Raw genomic sequence first — 20,677 nt, forward strand, 5'->3', positions numbered from 1 at the left:
TGGCGCGTCCGCGTTCAAAGGCAAGGTCGCCTTCCGTGCGGCAAGCCAGCCGAGGCCCGATCACACGGCCTGTCTTATGGTCCGACAAGCAGGCAAGCGGTAGTCATTTCCTCTTTGATGGAGGTCAACAAATTTTGACTGCCGACCCCTTCGAGAGGAGATCGGCAGGGACAGCGCATTGAGAGTCCGAACTGCCGACGCCAGGTGCATTTGCGTTTCAGCGCACGTCCGTCCCGATTTCGTGAAGGAACATGTCAGGTAAGAGGCCGTCTTACCGCCGCCATGAGCGCTTGCGTCTTGACGGCACCGCGAGATTGAGCCACTTGTCGACTAGTATACAAGTGGTGAGGCCATGCTTGAAGTTCTCGTTCGCGCACCGCAGTCGCTGGAAGTCCGGCAGGGCGCCATGCCAGAGCCCGGCCCTGGCGAAGTCGTCGTTCATGTCAGCCGTGCCGGTATCTGCGGCTCCGACATTCACATCCTGCATGGCTCCAATCCGTTCGCCGTCTATCCGCGCATCATCGGCCATGAATTCGCCGGCACGGTAACCGCGCTCGGACGCGATGTGACCGGCATTGCCGCGGGAGACCGTGTGGTGGTCGATCCCGTGGTGTCGTGCGGTCACTGCTATCCCTGCCGGGTCGGCCGCTCCAATGTCTGCGCCAACCTCGAAGTGATGGGTGTTCACCGCGATGGCGGTTTTCGCGCCTTCGTGGCGGTGCCGGCGGCAAATGCCATACCGGTTCCGGCGAATATGCCATTTGGACTGGCGGCACTGGCCGAACCGTTCTCCATCGCCGCCAATGTGCTTGACCGTACCGGCTGCGGACCCGACGACACGGTGCTGATCTATGGCGCCGGCACGGTCGGCGTCACCGTGCTGCAGGTCGCCAAGCTCAAGGGTGCACGCTGCATCGTGGCCGACATCGATGAAGCCCGTCTCGAGCGAGCGCTTCGCTTCGGCGCCGACAGGGTGATCCACTCTGTCCGCGATCCCGTGCCAGCCGCGGTACGCGGCGAAAATGACGGTCTTGGCCCGACGCTGGTCATTGATGGCGCCGGCATTCCGGCACTTCTGGACGAGGCTTGCCGCCTCGCCAGCCCGGCGGGCCGCATCGGCCTGCTCGGCTTTTCGGATGCCCCGTCCAACCTCAGCCAGCAGGAAGTGGTGCGCAAGGAGCTGACCATCGTCGGTTCGCGCCTGAACCGCCGGCTGTTGCCGCGTGTCGTCGAATGGCTGGCCGACAAGCGGCTCGATCCGCAAGGCATGATCACGCAGGTCTTCGCGGCGACGGAAGCGCGCGCCGCCTTCGACCTTATCGAGAAGGAACCGCAGCGAACGCTGAAGGTCCAGTTGGACTTCTCATGAGCCGGAATTAGCCTTCGACCAGCGCGATGGCGCGCAGCGGCGATCCGCTGCCGCCTTCGATCGCCAGCGGCAAGCTGATCAGGAAGCACAGCGGCGGCAAGTCGCCAAGCCGGGCGAAATTCTCGCCGATCAGGATGCCGGCTGAAAGCAGCGTATTGTGCGCCGGGAAATCCTCGCTGCCGAAACAATCGACCGACAGGCAGTCCGAGCCGACGATGCGCGCACCGCGCTCGACCAGCAATTCGCTTGCTTGCCGCGACAGGCCGGGCCAGTCGGCGAGAAACGCAGCTGGATCGTCCCAGAGCCGGTCCCAGCCGAAATGGAAGAACACGGCGTCGCCCTGCCGTACGCGGCCCTGTTCGGCCTCGAAAGCGAAGATAGCATCCGGCTCGACGGCTTGCCGGTGCGCGCAGTCCCGCGCATCGATCGTCACCATGCGGCCGAAGAAACGCTCGACCGGAATGCCGGAGATGGCAGCACCGCCGCGGATGAAATGGACCGGCGCGTCGAAATGCGTGCCGGTGTGCTCGCTCATGGCCAACGCATGATTGCAGGCGACGTCGCCGCGGTCATAGGATTCCACCATTTCCTGGCAGTAATGCGGGTGCGTCGGCCACACCGGCATGCCCAGCATCATCGGATGCGTCAGATCGACGAAGGAAACGGCCTTCGTTTCGAACAGCCCGGCGAGGGTGTCGGTGGCGGATGTCATCTGACGCGCGGCCTCGGCACGAGAGCGACGATCAGGATGATCAGCACGCCGGTCAAAAGGAAGCGCACGCCTGCCTGGATGCCAAAGGTGTTGAGCATGGTGGACATCAGGTTGAAGAACAACGCTGCCCCCCATATGCCGACCGCGTTGGCCTGTCCACCAGCGACGCTGGTGCCGCCAAGCACCACCACGGCGATCGATTCCATCAGATAGGCGTCACCCATGTTGAGTGCTGCCCCGCCGCTGAAGCCGGCAAGCAGGAAGCCGGCGAGCGCTGCCGCCGTGCCGCACAGCATATAGGCAATCAACCGCACCCGGGCGACGTTGATGCCGGCAAGCCGCGCCGCCGGTTCGCTCTGGCCGGTGGCCAGCAGTTGCCGGCCCCAGACCGTGCGTTTGAGGGCGACCATGGCGACCAGCGTCAGCACCATCACCGCGATCGGCATGATCTGCATGCCGCCCAAGCTTAGCGAGGTAAAGCGGGAAAGGCCTGCGGGTGGCTTGAGCGTCGCCTGGCCGCCGAGATTGAAGGCAAGCGACTGGAAGACGAAGCTCCAGGCGAGCGTGGCGATGATCGGCGGCAACCTGAGCGCGACGATGGCAAGGAAGTTCGCGGCACCGGCAACGGCGCCGACGGCAAGTGCTGCAAGCAGGCCAGGCAGCAGCATGCCGTCGGACCCTTGCATGACCGTCATCGACACATAGGCGGCCAGCGTCAGCACGGATGGCACGGACAGGTCGATATTGCCCGGTCCGGAGGCGACGACGAACATCTGTCCGGTTCCCACCACGACGCTGAAGGCGCCGAAGGCGAGTGCCCCCGAAAGCGTGGCGCCGGCGCTGCCGATACCCGAATAGGCCGTCGTCGCCAGCCACATGGCGAGTGCCACGATGAAGCCGTAGGTCCATGGCGCGAGGCTCAGTCTTCGGGTCATCGTGCCCGCTCCGACAACAGCACGCGCCCGGCCAGCACGAGAAACAGGAGGATGCCCTGGGCGCCGATCTGCCATGTCGGCGGCACTTGCAGGAAGGACAGAAGCGAGCCCGCCAGCGACAGAGTCAGCGCGCCGATCACCGTGCCGACCGGCGAGACGACGCCGCCGGTAAAGGCGCCGCCGCCGAGGATCACCGCGCCGACGCCAAGCAGCGTATAGGCCGGAGCGACATTGGCGTCGCCCGATGTGGTGAGACCGGTCAGCGTCAGTCCGGCCAGACAGGCGAGCAGGCCGGCGGCGGCATAGACAGCGACGCGGATGCCGACAACAGACCATCCGGCGCGCTCGACGGCGCGCGGATTGCCACCGGCGCCGCGCAGCACCGCGCCATAGGAGGAGCGCGAGATGACCAGATGGCCGGCGAGCGCCGCCAGCGCCGCCAGCCAGATCGACAGCGGCATCAGCGGCGGCTGCCAACTCATGAAGGCGGCAAGCCATGCGGGTGCCGATCCGCCCGGCGCCGGCAGCAGGATGACGGCAATGCCGAGCCAGATGAAAGACATGCCCAGCGTCACGATGATCGACGGCAGTTGCCGCGAATGGATCAGCAGGCCAAAGCCGGCATAGGCGGCGATCAGGACAAGATAGCACAGCAGCGCGATTGCCGGCGCATCTTGCAGATAGAGCGCGGTGACGCAGGTGATCAGCCCGACAAAGGCGCCGTTCGACAGGTCGATGTCGCCCAGCATGATCACCATCATCTGCGCCAGTGCGGCAAAGACCAGCGGCACCGAGAGCTTGAACAACAGGTGGAAACCGAAATAGCTCATCGCCGCCGGGCGGATGCTGAAGATGATGGCAAGCATGACCAGCAGTGCCACCGCCGGCAGGCCGACCTGCATCGCATTGAGCAAGGCCGGGCGCGCATGGGAAGCGGACCGGACGGGAACACGGGCAGCCGCGTCAGACATGCTCGCCTCCGAACGACGCTTGCAGAATGCGACCTGTCTCGATGGCGTCGCCTTCCAGCCTGGTCGCGGCGCGGCCCTCACGGAAGACATAGATGCGCTCGCAATTGGTCAGCTCTTCGAGCTCGGTCGTGTACCAGACGAAGGAGCGTCCGTTCTCGGCCTCTGCCCGGATCAGCCGGTAGACCTCCTGCTTGGTGCCGACATCGACGCCGCGCATCGGATCGTCGAGGAAGATCACCTGCGCGTCGGACGCCAGCGCGCGGGCGAACAGCACCTTCTGCTGATTGCCGCCGGACAGCGACAGGATCGGCGTGTCGATCGAAGGCGCCTTGACCTTGAGGCGGTCCGACCAGGTCTCGGCCAGCTTGCGGGCGGCGTCGCTCGAGATCATGCCGCCCCGCGTCAGTGCATTCAGGCTGCGGATGGTCAGATTGTCGGCGATAGACCACAGCGAAAACACGCCTTCCGAGCCGCGGTCGCCGGCGACATAGGCACCCGGCAAGGCCTCGCGTTGCCGGCGCGCGGCATAAAACATCGCGCGCAGCCGCTCGCGCTGGCCGTGGCCGTCGAGCCCGGCGAAGCCGATGACCTCACCCTTGCCGACGTCGATGGTCAGATCTGTGGTGTCGCGACCCGCATGCCGGATAACCGGAGCTTGCACCGAGGCCACCTTGCCGGCCGTGCGCTCACGCGGCCGTTCGATGCTTCCCATCAACTCGACCAGCGCGGCGCGTGACAGGCCGGCGGTCGGCCGCTCGGCGACGACCTTGCCGTCGACCATGACGACGGTGCGGTCGCAGACGGCGAGGATCTCGTTGAGGCGATGGGTGATCAGGATGCAGGCGATGCCACGCCCTGCGGCACGAGGAATGTGGGCGAGCAGTTGTTCCGTCGCCTCATGGCCGAGCGCCGAGGTCGGCTCATCGAGAATGACGGCGCGCAATTTGATGCTGGTCTGCGTGAAGGCGCGGGCGATCTCGACCATCTGTCGCTCGCCGATCGGCAGGTCGGCGACCTTCCTGTCGAGATCGATGCCGTGGCCAGGGAATACCTCGTCCAGCACCGGACCGATCACCTGGCGCGCGCGCCGCCGCCAGCCCAACCCACGCAAGGACCTGTGCACGATGCGGGTGTTTTCCGCCGACGTCAAATTGGCGCAGAGCGACAGTTCCTGGAAGATACAGCGCAGACCGGCCTGCTGGGCGCTGGCCGCGCTCCAGGCACCGATCTCACGCTCGCCGAGGCGAAAGCTGCCACTGCTGCGCTCGACCGTGCCGGCAAGCACGTTCATCAGCGTCGACTTGCCGGCGCCATTGTGACCGACGAGGCCGACGACCTCGCCGGGTTTGAGATGAAAATCCACGCCGCCCAGGGCATGCACGGCATCATAGTGCTTGCGGACATCGCGCACCTCGATGAGGAGGCCGTCGGCATTGACCGTCTCTGCTGCGTCCCTTTTGGGCGACGTGGGATCGTTCATCATTCGGCCATGCTGCTCATTTCGGCGCGGGAACGCCCGGCAGAGGCTCCTTCTTGGCGTTGGCGTCGATGATCTTGGCCACCAGCTCCTGCGGGTATTCGGCATTGACCACGCCGCCTGCGGGAACCGTCTTCAGCCAGGCGTCGAGGTCAGGCTGATTGATCTGCAGGAGCGGCACCTCGACGAATTTCGGCACCTGCTTGCCGGCCAGGATCTGCTGCGCGACCCAGAACGCGACCTGCGAGACGCTGGGCGTGGCGCCCAGCGAGAAGGTTTCGTAGCCGCCGGCATCATGCTCCTGCTTCCACAGCGCCAATTCGTCCTGGCGGTTGCCCATGATGATGATCGGCAGCGGCCGGCTGGCGGCCTTGAATGCCTGCGCCGCGCCATAGCCGTCGCCGCCCTGCGTCAGCACCGCATCGACCTGAGGCAACGACGGCAGGATGCCCGACACTTCCTTTTGTGCCACGGTGGCCGTCCACTGACCATAGACCTCGCCGACAGCCTTGTAGCTGGCGTGCGCCTTCATCGCCTTCTCGACGCCCTCATGCAGGCGCTTGTCGAAACCGTCGCCGGCCATACCGCGGATCTCGAGGATGTTGGCCGGCTTGTCGCCGAGCTTGCTGGAGATGAAATCCAGTTCGGCCTTGGCATAGGAATCGAGGTTGTAGTCGACGACATAGGCGCAAGGCTCGGTGACGCCGCTGGCGAAGGCGACGACCGTGATACCGGCATTGCAGGCATCCTTGATGGCGCCATTGAGTGCGGTGTCGGAGCCGGCAAGGACGATGATCGCATCGTAGCCCTGCAGGATCAGGTTCTCGATCTGGCTCGCCTGTTCGGTCACCGAATTGTTCGAGCTGACGACGGCTGTTGCGGCGATCTGCTTGTCGGCCACGGCCTTGGCGCCCATTTCCTCGAAGCTCTTGATCATCACCTGGCGGAAGGAATTGCCGGCGTAGGAATTGCTGAAGGCGATCTTCTTGGCCGAAGTGTCGCTTTTGGCGACGCCTTCATCGGCGCGCGCGTCCAGCGCTGCAAAGCTGGTGCAGCCGAGCATGGCTGCAATGAATAAGGCTGTGGTCTTGCTCATTGTTGTTCTCCTCCGGTTGAAAGTCATAGCGTCCTCCCGACGATCCTTTCGAACGGAAAATGTCAGCCCAGCCCGAGATCAGGCACGGCATCGTTCAAATGGTCGGCGAAATTAGTGTTGGGCAGCAGCGGATACCAGCCCGGACGGCCGGGATCGCGGTCGTAGGCATAGCCGCCCAGCGAGCGATAGAGTTCGGCATAGGTGGCGAGTTTGTCACGATCGAGTTCGACGCCGAGGCCCGGTGCCTCCGGCACCGCGATCGCACCATTCTCGTAGAGCATCTTGCCGCCGACGATGATGTCGTCGGCAAGGTGGTGATAATGCGCGTCGGCGGTGAAGACGAGGTTGGGCAGCACTGCGCCAAGATGCAGCATGGTGGCGAGCTGGATGCCGAGTTCGCCAGAGGAATGCACCGCAATACCGAGACCGAACGTGTCGCAGATCTGCGCCGCGCGCACGCAGGCGCGGATGCCGCCCCAGAAGGTGGTGTCGAGCAGGATCACGTCAACCGCAGGGTCGCGCACATTGGTGGCGAGCTGTTCGAAATCGATGACGATGGTGTTGGTGGCCAGCGGGATGGAGAGCTTCTCGCGCAAGCGGCGCATGCCGGCCAGGCCCCAGGTCGGGTCCTCGAAATAGTCGTTCCTGAGATCGGAGATGGCTTGGCCGAAACGCAGCGCCTCTTCGACCGACATGGCGGCGTTCGGATCATAGCGCAGCGTGTCGGCAGGAAATTCGGCGGCGAGCGCCCTGAAACACTCCAACTCATAGTCGGGGTGAAACACGCCGGCCTTGAGCTTGTGGGCGTGAAAACCATGTTCGGCCTTGAGCGCGCGGGCATGCTCGAGCAATTGATCGATGGTGCGGACCTCGCCCTTGCCGCTGCGGCGGTCGGCATAACGGAAGAACAGATAGGAAGCGAAGCCGATCCGGTCGCGCACGCGCCCGCCAAGCAATTGGTAGACCGGCACGCCGAGCTTCTTGCCGATGATGTCGAGACAGGCGAATTCCAGCGCTGCGTGGAGCTGCGTGCGGTTGTTGTAGAGCGACGCCGTCGGATTGCAGATGGCGTAGCGCATGCGGTTGAGATCGAAAGGGTCATGGCCGACCAGGTAGGATTTCAGGCCGGCGAAGGCGAGTTCCGCTCCGGCACCACCGCCGCCCATCTCGCCGAGCCCAACAATGCCCTCGTCGGTCTCGACCTCGACCACGGTGCGGACAAAGCGTCCCCAATGCGTACCGTTGCTGTGCCGCAATGCTGCTTCCAGCGGAACGGTGATGGTGGTCGCCTTGATGTCCGTGATCTTCATGCCGGCTCCTCTCCCCTAGCCTGCTGGCGTCATACACACTACCATGGTAGTATGTCAATACAGCTTCAATCCTGCTTGCCGCTTGAGTTGGGACGTGCGCGGTGTCATGACCGGAGCAGTGCAGCGCCATTCACAGCAACGGATTCGTCATGGGGACCAAGCTTTCGGGGGCGACCAGATTTTCAGGCAGTGCTGCCAGGCTGAAAACCGCCGGTCAGCGCGAACCCTCGCGGGTGCTGGAGCCGGTCAACAATCGCATGCCGATCTCACCGCAGATCTACGAGCGCCTGCGCCGCGCCATCACGACGCTGGCGATGTTGCCGTCGGAAGCGCTCAGCGAACAGGACCTTGCCCAGCAGCTCGGTGTCAGCCGTACACCCGTGCGCGAGGCGCTGATCCGGCTTGCCGATGAAGGGCTGATCGACATCCTGCCGCAACGCGGCAGCTTCGTCGCGCCGATCCGGCTAAGTGACGTCGAGGAAGCGCAGTTCATTCGCGAGGCACTCGAAGTCTCCGTCGTGCAGAAGCTGGCCGGCCACGGTTCGAGCGCCTTCATCGCGGCAGGCAGGGTGAATCTTGCCCAGCAGGCCAAGGCAGTGGCCGAGGGCGACCGCGAGCTGTTTCTTGAGCTCGACGAGGGCTTCCATCGTAGCCTTTGCGAAGAGGCCGGCCTGCCCAAGAGCTGGCGGGTGATCCAAGTGGTCAAGCTGCAGATGGACCGTGTGCGCTATCTGAGCCTGCCCGAGCCGGGTCACCTCGAGACGCTGCTCGCTCAGCATGTGGCGATCTTCGAGGCCGTGGAGACCGGCGAGGCAAAGCAGGCAGGCGCGCGTATGGCGGCGCATCTGCGCGAAGTGCTGCGCACGGTGCAACGGCTCAACGTGGCTCGCCCGGACCTGTTTGGCCAATGATCCGTTGACCGCTCATTGGGATGCCTGCGCGAAGGCCTGATCCGCGTATGCTACGGGCGCTTCGCTTGTCTGGCGTCAGCTGCCGAAGCGGGGCTCCGCAACGCCTTTGACGCCAAGGCCCGTGATGGCGAACAGGCTGCCGCGCAAAACGCCGTCGCCGGGAAAACGCGGCAACGGCGGCTTGGCCATCGAGGTGACGTAAAGGATATCTAGCTTCGGTCCGCCGAACATGACGCTGGTGATCTTCTTGACCGGCATGTCGATGATGCGATCGATGCTGCCATCGGGCGCATAGCGCACCAGTCTTCCGTCATAGACCAGCGCATTCCACAGATAGCCCTCGGCATCGACGGTCGAGCCGTCCGCCGCACCGCCCCGGCTGGTGTCGACGCGCACGAAGGTACGCCTGTTGGTGGCGGCACCGGTGGCGATGTCGTAGTCGTAGGCCCATATCTCGCCGGTCCAGGTGTCGGCGAAATAGAAGGTGCGGTCGTCGGGGCTCCAGCATGGACCGTTGGAACAGATGATGCCGGAATCGATCCGGGTGACGGAGAAATCCGGATCCAGCCTGTAGAGACCGCCGGACGGCCCCTCTTCCATCGTGTCCATCGAGCCGGCGAAGAAGCGGCCGCGCCGGTCGACCTTGCCGTCGTTGAGCCGGTTCATTGGCCTGTCCGGCTCGGGATCGTGGATCAGCGTCACATCGCCGGAGGCGAAATCGAGCAGATGGAAACCGCGCTGCAGCGACACCACGGCGCCGCTACCGTCCTTGCGTAGCGCCATTGAGCCGATCTTCATCGGCACGTCCCATGACCGGATCTCGCGTCCGTCGGCGGTCGCCCGAAACACGCGCCCGTCGAAGCTGTCGATCCAGTAGAGTCGTTCCTGTTCGACGTCCCACAGCGGTCCTTCGCCCAGTGTGGTCTTCACGTCCACCACGACTTCGATCTTCATGCCGTCCTCCTCCGTTTTTGCGTCTCGCGGCGATTGCTGGGGCCGCCTCAGAAAGCGACCTTGTCCCCGCCTTTCAATGACAGGATTTCGCGTGCCTCATCGGGCGTCGCCACCTCCATGCCGAGCCCTTCGATGATCTTGCGGGCCAGCAAGACCTGCTCAGCGTTCGATTTGGCAAGCTTGCCTTTGCCCGCCCACAGACTGTCCTCCAGCCCGACGCGGATGTTGCCGCCAAGCGCTGCCGATTGCGCGGCGATGCGGAGCTGGCTGGCGCCAGCGCCGAGAACCGACCAGCGGAACTGGTCGCCGAACAGCCGGTCGGCAGTGCGCTTCATATGGGCGACGTCTTCGGGATGGGTGCCGATGCCGCCAAGCAGCCCGAACACCGACTGCACGAAGAAAGGCGGCTTCACCAGCCCGCGGTCGGCGAAGTGCGAGAGGTTGTAGAGATGGGCGATGTCGTAGCACTCGAACTCGAAGCGCGTGCCGTTGTCGTAGCAGGTCGCCAGAATGTACTCGATGTCCTTGAACGAATTGCGGAAGACGAGATCGCGCGTCGCTTCCAGATGCGGCTTTTCCCAATCGAACTTGAAGGTCTCGTATTTGTCGGCCAGGTGATAGAGCCCGAAATTGATCGAGCCCATGTTGAGCGAGGCGACTTCCGGTTTGAACTGGGCGGCCGGGCGCACACGCTCCTCGACCTTCATGTAGGGGCTGCCGCCGGTGGTGATGTTGATGGCGGCGTTGGTGCCTTGCTTGACGCGCGGCAGGAAGCGAGCGAAGGCCTCCGGCGTCTGGTCGGGCTTGCCGGTTTCCGGGTCGCGGGCATGCAGATGCAGGATCGCGGCACCGGCTTCGGCCGCCGCGATCGCCTCCGAAGCGATCTGGTCAGGCGTGATCGGCAGATAGGGCGACATGGTAGGCGTGTGGATGGCGCCCGTCACCGCGCAGGTGATGATGACCTTGCCCCTGGTCTGTGCAGGCCCCGGCTTGCGGCTCGTTTCGATCATTGTCCGTACTCCTGGTCCGATTTTTTCTTGTGCGCCGCCAGTGCCATGAGCCGGCGGTCGCGCCACACCTGCCGCTCGCCGAGGTTTTCGCGCGGCAGGCGTTCGCGGCGGTCGGCTTCGATGGTTTTCATCACGTCGCCCGCCCAGTCGACGCGTCGCTGCGTCTGGGGAAAGATGTTGGAATAGATGCCCTGGTAGCGCTCGACATAGTCGCGCACACCGCCGGGTGCATTGAGATCTATGGTCTCGAACGGGCCCATGAACGACCAGCGCAGCGCCAGCCCGTCGCGGATGCCGATGTCGACATCCTCGACACTGGCGTAGCCGTCGGCGACAAGCCGGAAAGCCTCCTCAAGCAATGCACCTTGCAGGCGGTTCATGATGAAGCCGTCGAGCTCGCGCTTCATCACCAACGGCGCATGACCGGCGTCGATGAGGAAGGCGCGGGTTCTCTCGACCGTCTCGGCGGAGGTCCATGGCGCCGGCACGATTTCGGCCGCCGGAATGAGATAGGGCGGGTTGATCGGATGCACGACCAGGCAGCGCTGCCGCCCTTGCAGATGGTCGGTGAATTTCGACGGCAACAGCGCCGAGGTGGAACTGGCGATGACTGTTTGCGGATCGGCAAGGCTGTCGATCAGCGAGAACACCTCCCGCTTCACCTCGAGGTTTTCAGGCGTGTTCTCCTGGATATGGACCGCACCAGCCAGCGCCTCTGCCAGCTCGGCGACAATGGTGATCCGGCCGAGCACGGTGTCGACGGACTGACCGCGCAGCAGGTCGTTTGCGGCAAGGTCACCGAGCACGCCGGCAATGTAGTCGCGGGCGCCGCCGGTCGCAGCGGGCGACTGATCCCACATCCGCACGTCATGGCCGGCACGGGCAAAGCTGATTGCCCAGGCCCGCCCGATGAACCCGCTTCCGACAATTGCGACATTGGCCATGGATCGGCTCCTCAAAGTGTTTCGACATTGCCGTCGACGCCGAGCGACTGGCCGGAAATGTTGATCCCCGCATCGGAGAGCAGGAAGGCGACCATCGATGCGACATCATAGGGGCTGGTCATGCGGCGCAGCGAGATATTCTGCAGATAGCGTCCGGTCATTTCCTCGTGGCTGATACCGACCTGCTTGGCGCGCGCCGAGATAACACCTTCGATGCGCGGCCCTTCGATGATGCCGGGCAGGATGGCGTTGACCCTGATAGCGTGCGGCCCGAGCTCCTTGGCGAGACTCTGCGTGAAACCGATGACACCGAACTTGGCCGCCGAATAGGGTGTGCGGAAGGCGTAGCCATGGCGGCCGGCGGCCGACGACATCGAGACGATCGAGCCGCCGCCCGCCGCCTTGATCAGCGGCACGGCGCGCCGGGCGCACAGGAACTGGCCAGTCAGGCAGATGTCGATGCAGCGCCGCCAGTCGGCCGGGTCGATTTCGTCGACACCGCCGGTCGGCCCGGCAATGCCGGCATTGTTGATCAGCGCGTCGAGCCCGCCGAGTTCTTTCTCGACCGCCTCGAACAGCCGGTCGACGTCATCGTCGCGCGAAACATCCGCCTTCACAGCGGCGACCAGATCGATCTTGCCGGGAGCAGCGGCCAGCGCCTCGTCGGAAACGTCGCAGACGACGATGCGGGCACCGAGGCGTGACAGCGTGTCGGCTATGGCAAAACCGATGCCGCCGGCGCCTGCCGTCACCAGCACGCGCTGGCCTTTCAGCCCAGTCAGAAATTCGTCCGCAGATGCCGGGGCTCTTGTGCTCATCGTCCTGTCCTTCTCATTGCAGCCGCCGTTCGCGCAGCGCCATGACGGCGCCCAGAACGACCAGTCCGTAAAGAATTGCCCTCGTGGCATAGGGAAGCGTGGTGCCGGCGAGCAGCATCTGCAGCGCGGTCAGCAACAACACGCCGCCGAGCATGCCGAGATAGTGGCCGCGCCCACCGGTGATCAGCGCGCCGCCGACCACCACCACGGCGATCGACGGCAACAGATAGTCGTCGCCCATGCCGAGGCTTGCCTGACCCGAAAAGCCGGTCAGCATGACGCCGACAACAGCCGCGCAGACGGCCGAAAGCATATAGACCAGGATCAGCGTGCGCTCGACGCCGATGCCCGACAAGCGCGCCGCGCGCAGCCCATTGCCGATGCCGTAGACGCGTCGTCCGAACGGGGTGCGGCCAAGCAGCAGTACCGCTGCGACGACAAAGACGACCATCAGCAGGACGATTGGGGTCAGCAGGCCGGCGAGCTTGGCCGTCATGACCCAGCGCAGCATCGGCGAGGAAAACCCGGCCGGCGTTCCCTGCGAATAGAGCAGCGCACAGCCTTGCAGAATGCCGTTGGTGGCAAGCGTCATGACGATCGGCGATATGCCGAGATAGACGATGCCGAAACCATTGGCGAAGCCGATGGCGCAAGCCATCACCAGAACGACCGGCAAGGCGTAGACAAGGGCCGCGTCGGAGCCGTTGACCATGCCGGCCAGGATGATGCCGGAGATGCCGATCGTCCACGGCACGGAGAGATCGAGGCCGCCGGTCAGGATGACGGTTCCCTGCCCGAGCGCTAGGACGGCGAGGAAGGACGACAGCACCAGCAGCGAATTCCAGTAACCCGGATTGAGGATGGCGCGGCCGAGCCAGACCTGCGTGACGACCACGATGAGCAACAGGCAGACATAGGCGGGCAGCGCATAGCGCAACGTTTCCGCGTTGCGTAGATGGAAGGCAGGGCGCGGCGATGCCGGATTGCGCTGGGCATGGGCTGGCTCGGCGATCTTGAGACGCCGGTCCACGCGCTCGAGTTGCGAGGGCAATATGCCGGCGCGCCAAGCGGCAAGCCGGGCGCGCGCGGCGCGCAATTGCACGGCAAGCACCGATGCATGGGAGATCGAGCCGGCAAGTGCTGCCAGCACCAGAATGGTGCCTTCGGCAATGGTCGAATAATAGGCCGATACGTTGAGCACCAGCAGGATGTTCACCACGATCATCAGGATGTAGGCGCCGAAGACAGAGCCCACCGGGCCGCCCTGCCCGCCACCGAGGCGCGTGCCGCCGACGACGACCGCCGCGAACATCGACAAGAGCAGCGGATTGCCGACCAGCGGATCGCCGCTGCCGGTCTGGGCGCTGATGAACACGCCGGCAAGGCCATAGCAGCCGCCGGCGATGACATAGACGGCAAAGCGCACCAGCACGACATTGATGCCGACGGAAGCGGCCGAGTCCGGATCGCTGCCAACCGCATAAAGTGCTGTGCCGAAGCGGGTTCCCTTCAGCCAGAACCAGGCGAGCAGGACGACGCCGATCACCACCAGCGGCATCGGCAGCCAGCCGGCGATCGCGTCGCCGAGATAGAAGGTACCGAGATCGGGCGACACGAAGCCACCGGGCTTGTCCATCACCAGCAGCGTCACGCCTTGCAGGATGAACATGGTCGACAGCGTCACCACGATCGGCTGCATGCGCAGCACCGCAATGAAGAAGCCGTTGAAGGCGCCCACCGCCATGCCGACGCCGATGCCGACGGCGGTCCACAGGATGATGCTGGCGCCCGGCGCCATCGGGTCCATGCTCGATGCCAGCACGGCATTGACCAGCGATATCACCGCGCCGGCGGACAGGTCGAAGCCGCCCGACAGGATGACGATGGTCTGGCCGATCGCCGCGAGCGCCGAGGTGGCGGCGCCGCTCGACAGGAACGACACGTCGAAATATGTCAGCGGCCCGGCGCTGATCCAGTCGACAACGAAGAGCAGGATCGCCAGGACGGCCGCGGCGATCAGCGCGCCGCGATTGCGCATCAGCGCACGGCGCAGTCCGACGCCGCCGGTAGCGGGGGATGAGGCTGCTGCGCTGCTCATGCGGCGGCTTCCCCGGCATGCCCGAGCGCCGGGCGCATGATGGCCGGTTCGGTGATGGCGTCGCCTTCGAGTTCGGCGGCGATGCGCCCGTCGTAGAGGACCAGGACCCGGTCGCACTGGTGGACAAGTTCGGGGATCTCCGTCGAGTGCAGCAGGATCGAGCCGCCGGCGGCGACGTAGTTTCGCATCATCACATAGAGCTCGTGCTTGGTGCCGACGTCGATGCCGCGGGTGGGATCGAACAAAAGCAGGATGCGGCTCTGCGCCACCAGCCATTTTGCGATGGCGATCTTCTGCTGATTGCCGCCGGAAAATGCGGCGGCCCGCGTCCACAGCGCACGATCATCGACTTCGACAGTGGCGAACGCCGCCTCGACGGAGCGGGTCTCGGCTTGCGCGTCGACAAGGCCTAGCCGTGTGAAGCGCGATATCACGGGCAGCGTGGCGTTCTGGCTTCCCGACAGTTTCAGGAACAGGCCTTCGGATTTGCGGTCTTCCGGCACCAGGCCGATCGCCATGTTGGGGAGCACGGCATCGGCGGGCGATCCCAGCCAGACCTTGCGGCCATCGACGAGGATGTCGCCGCGGGTGATTTCGGCCATGCCGAAGCAGGCCAGGAACAGATCCTGCTGGCCCATGCCCTGCAGTCCGGCGACGCCGAGGATCTCGCCTTTGCGCAAGTCGAATCCGGCACCGTCGAGCTTGCGCCCGACCTTCAGGTCGCGCACGCCCAGAACCGGCGGGCCGAAGGCCTGGGCACCGTCGGGCTTGGGCGGGAAGGTCTGCTCGATGCTGCGGCCGATGATCTTTTCGATGACGTCGGCGTCAGAGACATCGGCAACCGGCGCGGTGACGATGTGGCGGCCGTTTCTCAGGATCGTCAACGTCTCGCAAAAAGCGCGAACCTCGCGCATGCGGTGGGTGATGAAGACGATGGTGGTGCCCGCCGCCTTCAGCCTGGCGATGATGTCGCCCAGCCAATCGACGTCGCGGCCGGCGAGCGTCGAGGTCGGTTCGTCGAGCAGCAGGATGCGCGGCTTGCGGTAGACGGCACGCGCGATCTCGATCTTCTGGCGCACCGAAAGCTCGAGTTCGCTCACCTCGGCGTCGAGATCGACGGAAAAACCGAGATCGTCGATGTGGCGGCGGACAGCCTTGCGGGCAGCGCTGCGCCGGATCAGGCCGGAGACGCCGACGGGAGCATAGGGCAGCAGCATGTTGTCGAGGACGGAGAGATCGCGCACCAGGGTCATCTCCTGGAACGCGGTCTGCATGCCGAGCGCATGTGCCGCGCGCGGTGCGCCGTAAGCGATCTCCTTGCCAAAGACGCGGACATGGCCTTGGCTCGGCCGGACCAGCCCGGACAGCAGCTTCACAAGTGTCGACTTGCCGGCTCCGTTTTCACCGAGCAGGGCATGGACGCTGCCGGGCGCGATCCGAAACGACACGCCGTCCAGCGCGACGGTCGGGCCGAACGCCTTGCTGATGCCGTCGATCTCGATGGCGGGAAGCTCGGAATGTTCTGTCATTGTCCTCGATCGCCGGGCTTGGCATGGACCGACGATGCACGGACAGAAAATGTCCGCGCATCGTCAAAATCGCCTTGGGAGGCTTATTCTTCCGGTTGTCCGACGAGGGCAGCCGCGAGGCCGACCTCGGGTGTCTGGTCCGAGAAGATCGAGGCAAACCAGCCCGGATTGGAGACCAGCGACGGCTTGAAGGCGTTGCAGCCGGCCTTCATCTCCGCCCATGTGCCTTCGTCGCACAGCTTGATCGTCTCATTGGTGACGAGCGGCAGCGGCAGGATGGTGGTCTTCGGCACGTCCTTGCCTTCGATCGCCTCGACGGCAAGCTTCAGCGCCAGCGCACCCGAATAAGGCGGCGAGGCGTAGGAAATGCGTTGTGCGCCGGCCGGCGCGTAAGGGGCGGCCGCACCTTCGACTTCGGTGCCCTCCGGCAGCATCTGGATGCGGCCGCCATTGGAACCTTCGCCGGCGCAAGGCAGGAGTTCGCTTGTCTTCTTGCCGGCCTCGAGCTGCATCGAGTTGGCGGTGAAGCAGCCGACCTGCATCCACAGCCCGTTGATGTCGTCCCAATTGCGGGTGGCCAGGATTTTCGAAAGTTCGGTGCGGGCGACCGCCTGGCTCCACATGCCGACAGCCTCGCCGACGATCTTGATATCAGGATATTTGGCGAAGACTTCCTTGGCGGCTTTTGTCCGCTGATCGTCGACGGATGTTCCCGGGACACCCGTGATGGCGATGATGTTGCCCTTGCCGTTGAGCTTCTTGACCAGCCATTCGGCGGTCACCCTGCCGGCTTCCAGCTGGTCGATGTGGACGTTGTAGGCACAAGGCTCGGTGATCTCGGCGTCGTAGGCAAAGACCTTCACGCCCTTGTCGCAGGCATTCTTGACGACCTGGTTGAGCGCGGTCGGCGAGATCGGATATACGACGATGGCCTCGGCGCCGCTTTGCACCATTGCGTTGATCTGCTGAATCTGGCGTTGCGCGTTGGGGCCAGCGACCTGGACCTGCAGGTCGACCTTGTCGGCCAGGCTCTTGTGGGCGGCCATGGCCTTGACCATGTTGGCCGCCTCCGCTTGCCAATCATTGCCTATGTAGCTCATGCTGAGAAAGATCTTGTGCTTCTCGGCTGCCTGCGCGGCGGACAGGCCGAAGGCGCATGCAGCCATGCCGGCCAGCAGCGCGAGCCGCCGGACTTTCGATCCGATACCCATGTGAACTCCTCCCAAACAGAACGATCGAATGCCTCCCAAGGGCACAAAACGTAACCCTTGCCATTCGATGCCGACGACCGTAACATGATTTGATCAAAGATCAATGATGAAATCGCTTAATATCAAAACGGGCGCCCGTGGGCGCTTGACGCGGCACCTTGAACCTTGCATTCCGGATGCAGGTAGCGTCGCCCTTGGGCGGGAAGGTTGACGGGAGATGACTGGATCGGCGTTCAGAAAGCCGGGGGTCGAGATCGCACCCCTGTCCAGGGAAACCCTGCAGGACAGGGTCTATCGCCATGTCACCGAACTGATCCTCGACGGTAGCATCGTGCCGGGCGAGATGGTCACGGTTCAGAGCCTTGCCGATGCTTTTGGCGTCAGCCCGATGCCGGTCAGGGAAGCGTTGCGGCGCCTGACGGCCGCCAACGCGCTGATGGTGGTTTCAGGTCGGTCGATCGGCATTCCGGCATTAAGCCGCGCACGCCTCGTCGACCTCAGGAATGTCCGGTTCGAGATCGAGGCGATCGCGGCCGCATGGGCTGCGGAGCGTATGGGCGACCAGGCCGTGGCGCAGTTGCGCCAGCATCTGGATGCGCTCGAACAGGCCAATGCCGCCGGCGACGTCAAATCCTACCTGCGCGCCAACTACGCCTTTCATTTCTCGATCTATCGGGCAGCCGGTTCCGAGAACATGCTCAACATCATCGAGAACCTGTGGCTGCAGATCAGCCCCTACTTCAACATGCTGCACGATTCAGGAAACTACTCGACCGCCAACGAACACCATCAGGCGATGTTCGCGGCATTGAGAAACCGGGACGCGGAAGCCGTCAGCGCCGCGGTCCGCGCCGACATCGACGCCGCTTTCGACGTGCTGGTCGATCTTTTGAAGTAGCGCCCGACCCAGTCTCCGACCGCCTATCACATGCCGGCTCATCCCTGGTGATGGCAGAGCGCCAATGCGCATTTAACGGCCAGTGCGGGCTTCTTCGGGCTGATCGTATCCCCTGAGCGCGCCATCCAAGGTTCTGTTCACGGAGCAGTTCGTGGGCGAAACATCATTGTCATCTTCGTGCTGGAGCTTGCTGGGCGGCAGGCGATTACGCCGCAAACGCATGACCCTGCGCGCACGGTCATTATCGATTGCCAAAATCTGGTAGCGTGATTATACCAGTTGATAAGTAGACGACGGGCGATACCGTCGGCTGAGATGGAGTAGTGACCAGATGACAACGATTGCGCTGTTCGGGGCTGGCGGAAAAATGGGCTACCGCCTGTCGACCAATTTTCGCGGGTCGCCCTACACGATACGCCATGTCGAAGTCAGCGATGCCGGCCGCGAACGGCTGAAGACCGGACTGGGTTTCGATACGGTCAGTGCCGACGAGGCGCTCAAGGACGCCGATGTGGTGATCCTGGCCGTCCCAGACACGCATATCGGCAAGGTAGCGGCCAGCATCGAGAGCAAGCTGGTATCAGGCACGATGGTGGTGGTGCTCGACGCGGCAGCACCCTTTGCCGGCCATCTGCCGAAGCGGCCGGACCTCACCTATTTCGTCACCCACCCCTGCCATCCGCCGATCTTCAATGACGAGACGGACATGGCCGCGAAGAAGGATTATTTCGGCGGCGTGAAGGCCAAGCAGCATATGGTCAGCGCCCTGATGCAGGGGCCGGAAGAGGACTACGCCAAGGGCGAGGCGATCGCGAAGATCATATGGGCGCCGGTGATGCGTTCGCACCGCGTCAGCGTCGAACAGATGGCGCTGCTCGAGCCTGGCCTTTCGGAGACGGTGTGCGCCTCGTTGCTGGTGGTCATGAAAGAAGCCGTCGACGAGGTCGTGGCGCGCGGCGTCGACCAGCAGGCGGCACTCGACTTCCTGCTCGGCCATATGAACGTGCTCGGCGCCGTCATTTTCGGCGAGACCAAGGGCGTTTTCTCGGACGCCTGCAACAAGGCGATCGAGTTCGGCAAGCCGGTGCTGATGCGTGACGACTGGAAGCGGGTGTTCGAACCGGAAGAGATCGCCGCCAGCATTCAGCGGATCACCTGAGAGAAGACAGGTGCTTGACGCAGCACCTCGAGGGCCCGGCATGTCATTGCCGACCCTCGGTTTTGGTAGCTCATCAGGTACATGTCACCTGAATTTGTGGTTGACTCATCATACCAGTTGGCTTAGCTGTTCATGGCTCGGATCGACAAGGTTTCGCAGGGAGCAGGATGCCTGGGCGAGTGGAGGAGGGCTGGGGAGCAACGATCCGTCTTGGGTAAGCCGGCAACGGTTTTTTGACCCAAGCGATCCGCGGCCCGCGCTGCCTGACGAATTCGGATGCAGACAAAGCCATTGGCCGATCAAGGCAATTTTTTCAAACGGGAGGACTTCATGAAACTCACACGCAGAATGACGCTTGCGGCTTTCGCCGGCATGCTGGCGCTTGGCACGGCAGTGCCCGCCTATGCGGCGGATCTCATCGCCATTATCACGCCCTCGCACGACAATCCGTTCTTCAAGGCGGAAGCCGTCGGCGCCGAAGCCAAGGCCAAGGAACTCGGCTATGAGGCGCTGGTGCTGGTCCATGACGACGACGCCAACAAGCAGTCCGAGTTGATCGACACCGCAATCGGCCGCGGCGCCAAGGCGATCATCCTCGACAATGCCGGCGCCGACGCCACCGTCGCCGCCGTGCAAAAGGCCAAGGACGCAGGGATTCCGTCCTTCCTGATCGACCGCGAGATCAACGCCACCGGCGTCGCCGTGGCGCAGATCGTCTCCAACAACTACCAGGGTGCCCAGCTCGGCGCGCAGGAGTTCGTCAAACTGATGGGCGAGAAGGGCAATTTCGTCGAACTGGTCGGCAAGGAATCCGACACCAATGCCGGCATTCGTTCCAAGGGTTATCACGACGTCATCGATGACTATCCGGACCTGAAGATGGTTGCCCAGCAGTCGGCCAACTGGAGCCAGACGGAAGCCTATTCCAAGATGGAATCGATCCTGCAGGCCAACCCCGACATCAAGGGCGTGATCTCCGGCAACGACACGATGGCGATGGGCGCCTATGCGGCACTTGCCGCGGCGAACCGCAAGGACGTCATCGTCGTCGGCTTCGACGGATCGAACGACGTGCGCGACTCCATCACCGCCGGCGGTATCAAGGCAACCGTGCTGCAGCCGGCCTTCGCGCAGGCGCAGATGGCGGTCGAGCAGGCCAACGACTTCATCAAGAACAAGAAGTCGCCGGCCAAGGAAAAGCAGTTGATGGACTGCGTTCTGATCAATGGCGACAATGCCGCCAAGCTGGAGACCTTCGCGCTGACGAACTGAGTC

The 20,677-nt window shown here is 64.0% G+C and carries 18 protein-coding genes; 5 read left to right on the top strand and 13 right to left on the bottom strand.

Going from position 1 to position 20,677, the window contains the following annotated elements; all coding sequences use genetic code 11:
• Positions 1–352: 352 nt before the first annotated feature.
• Positions 353–1,369, top strand: coding sequence for a Zn-dependent oxidoreductase (locus NKK51_RS24825; protein WP_352554909.1), 1,017 nt, complete (start codon positions 353–355; stop codon positions 1,367–1,369).
• 7 nt (positions 1,370–1,376) lie between these two features.
• On the opposite strand, the gene NKK51_RS24830 is transcribed toward NKK51_RS24825, so the two are convergent.
• The 6 genes from NKK51_RS24830 to NKK51_RS24855 all read right to left on the bottom strand — a co-directional run bounded on the left by NKK51_RS24830 (position 1,377) and on the right by NKK51_RS24855 (position 7,870).
• Positions 1,377–2,081: a cyclase family protein gene (locus tag NKK51_RS24830; RefSeq protein ID WP_352554910.1), complete on the bottom strand. Its 705-nt coding sequence runs from the start codon at positions 2,079–2,081 to the stop codon at positions 1,377–1,379.
• Positions 2,078–3,016 (bottom strand): ABC transporter permease, encoded by a 939-nt coding sequence (locus NKK51_RS24835; protein WP_352554911.1) that lies wholly within the window; start codon positions 3,014–3,016, stop codon positions 2,078–2,080. Before NKK51_RS24835 ends, NKK51_RS24830 begins: the two co-directional genes overlap by 4 nt.
• Positions 3,013–3,918 (bottom strand): ABC transporter permease, encoded by a 906-nt coding sequence (locus NKK51_RS24840; protein WP_502902491.1) that lies wholly within the window; start codon positions 3,916–3,918, stop codon positions 3,013–3,015. The genes NKK51_RS24835 and NKK51_RS24840 overlap by 4 nt, the downstream gene beginning before the upstream one ends.
• A 61-nt stretch (positions 3,919–3,979) precedes the next feature.
• A complete protein-coding gene (locus tag NKK51_RS24845) occupies positions 3,980–5,470 on the bottom strand; it encodes a sugar ABC transporter ATP-binding protein (RefSeq protein ID WP_352554913.1) in 1,491 nt (496 codons plus the stop codon).
• Positions 5,471–5,483: 13 nt separating this feature from the next.
• Positions 5,484–6,560 (bottom strand): ABC transporter substrate-binding protein, encoded by a 1,077-nt coding sequence (locus tag NKK51_RS24850; RefSeq protein WP_352554914.1) that lies wholly within the window; start codon positions 6,558–6,560, stop codon positions 5,484–5,486.
• Positions 6,561–6,622: 62 nt separating this feature from the next.
• Entirely contained in the window at positions 6,623–7,870 is a 1,248-nt protein-coding gene (locus NKK51_RS24855) for an enolase C-terminal domain-like protein (protein ID WP_352554915.1), read from the bottom strand.
• A gap of 149 nt (positions 7,871–8,019) precedes the next feature.
• On the opposite strand from NKK51_RS24855, the gene NKK51_RS24860 reads away from it, so the two are divergent.
• Entirely contained in the window at positions 8,020–8,781 is a 762-nt protein-coding gene (locus NKK51_RS24860) for a GntR family transcriptional regulator (protein ID WP_128302340.1), read from the top strand.
• A gap of 75 nt (positions 8,782–8,856) precedes the next feature.
• On the opposite strand, the gene NKK51_RS24865 is transcribed toward NKK51_RS24860, so the two are convergent.
• The 7 genes from NKK51_RS24865 to NKK51_RS24895 all read right to left on the bottom strand — a co-directional run bounded on the left by NKK51_RS24865 (position 8,857) and on the right by NKK51_RS24895 (position 17,345).
• Entirely contained in the window at positions 8,857–9,735 is an 879-nt protein-coding gene (locus tag NKK51_RS24865; RefSeq protein WP_023808885.1) for an SMP-30/gluconolactonase/LRE family protein, read from the bottom strand.
• Between the two features lie 47 nt (positions 9,736–9,782).
• Positions 9,783–10,745: a 3,5-dioxohexanoate:acetyl-CoA acetone transferase gene (kce, locus tag NKK51_RS24870; RefSeq protein ID WP_352554916.1), complete on the bottom strand. Its 963-nt coding sequence runs from the start codon at positions 10,743–10,745 to the stop codon at positions 9,783–9,785.
• Positions 10,742–11,689 carry a 3-hydroxyacyl-CoA dehydrogenase gene (locus NKK51_RS24875; RefSeq protein ID WP_352554917.1) on the bottom strand — a complete coding sequence of 316 codons (948 nt, stop codon included), beginning with the start codon at positions 11,687–11,689 and terminating at the stop codon, positions 10,742–10,744. Before NKK51_RS24875 ends, kce begins: the two co-directional genes overlap by 4 nt.
• A gap of 11 nt (positions 11,690–11,700) precedes the next feature.
• Positions 11,701–12,507 carry an SDR family oxidoreductase gene (locus NKK51_RS24880; RefSeq protein ID WP_023808888.1) on the bottom strand — a complete coding sequence of 269 codons (807 nt, stop codon included), beginning with the start codon at positions 12,505–12,507 and terminating at the stop codon, positions 11,701–11,703.
• Positions 12,508–12,520: 13 nt separating this feature from the next.
• Positions 12,521–14,605: an ABC transporter permease subunit gene (locus NKK51_RS24885; RefSeq protein ID WP_128302337.1), complete on the bottom strand. Its 2,085-nt coding sequence runs from the start codon at positions 14,603–14,605 to the stop codon at positions 12,521–12,523.
• Entirely contained in the window at positions 14,602–16,134 is a 1,533-nt protein-coding gene (locus tag NKK51_RS24890) for a sugar ABC transporter ATP-binding protein (protein ID WP_352554918.1), read from the bottom strand. The genes NKK51_RS24885 and NKK51_RS24890 overlap by 4 nt, the downstream gene beginning before the upstream one ends.
• Before the next feature lie 83 nt (positions 16,135–16,217).
• Positions 16,218–17,345, bottom strand: a complete 1,128-nt coding sequence (locus tag NKK51_RS24895; protein WP_128302335.1) for a sugar ABC transporter substrate-binding protein — start codon at positions 17,343–17,345, stop codon at positions 16,218–16,220.
• Positions 17,346–17,562: 217 nt separating this feature from the next.
• On the opposite strand from NKK51_RS24895, the gene NKK51_RS24900 reads away from it, so the two are divergent.
• The 3 genes from NKK51_RS24900 (at position 17,563) to NKK51_RS24910 (ending at position 20,674) form a co-directional block, all read left to right on the top strand.
• The gene (locus tag NKK51_RS24900) at positions 17,563–18,243 is read left to right on the top strand and encodes a GntR family transcriptional regulator (RefSeq protein WP_352554919.1); all 681 of its coding nucleotides are present in this window, start codon (positions 17,563–17,565) and stop codon (positions 18,241–18,243) included.
• A gap of 331 nt (positions 18,244–18,574) precedes the next feature.
• Positions 18,575–19,402 (top strand): phosphogluconate dehydrogenase C-terminal domain-containing protein, encoded by an 828-nt coding sequence (locus NKK51_RS24905; protein ID WP_128302332.1) that lies wholly within the window; start codon positions 18,575–18,577, stop codon positions 19,400–19,402.
• 330 nt (positions 19,403–19,732) lie between these two features.
• A complete protein-coding gene (locus NKK51_RS24910) occupies positions 19,733–20,674 on the top strand; it encodes a D-ribose ABC transporter substrate-binding protein (RefSeq protein WP_027036220.1) in 942 nt (313 codons plus the stop codon).
• Positions 20,675–20,677: the final 3 nt, after the last annotated feature.

The sequence above is a fragment of the Mesorhizobium sp. M0011 genome (genome assembly GCF_040324155.1).
In the GTDB taxonomy this organism is placed as follows: Bacteria; Pseudomonadota; Alphaproteobacteria; order Rhizobiales; family Rhizobiaceae; genus Mesorhizobium.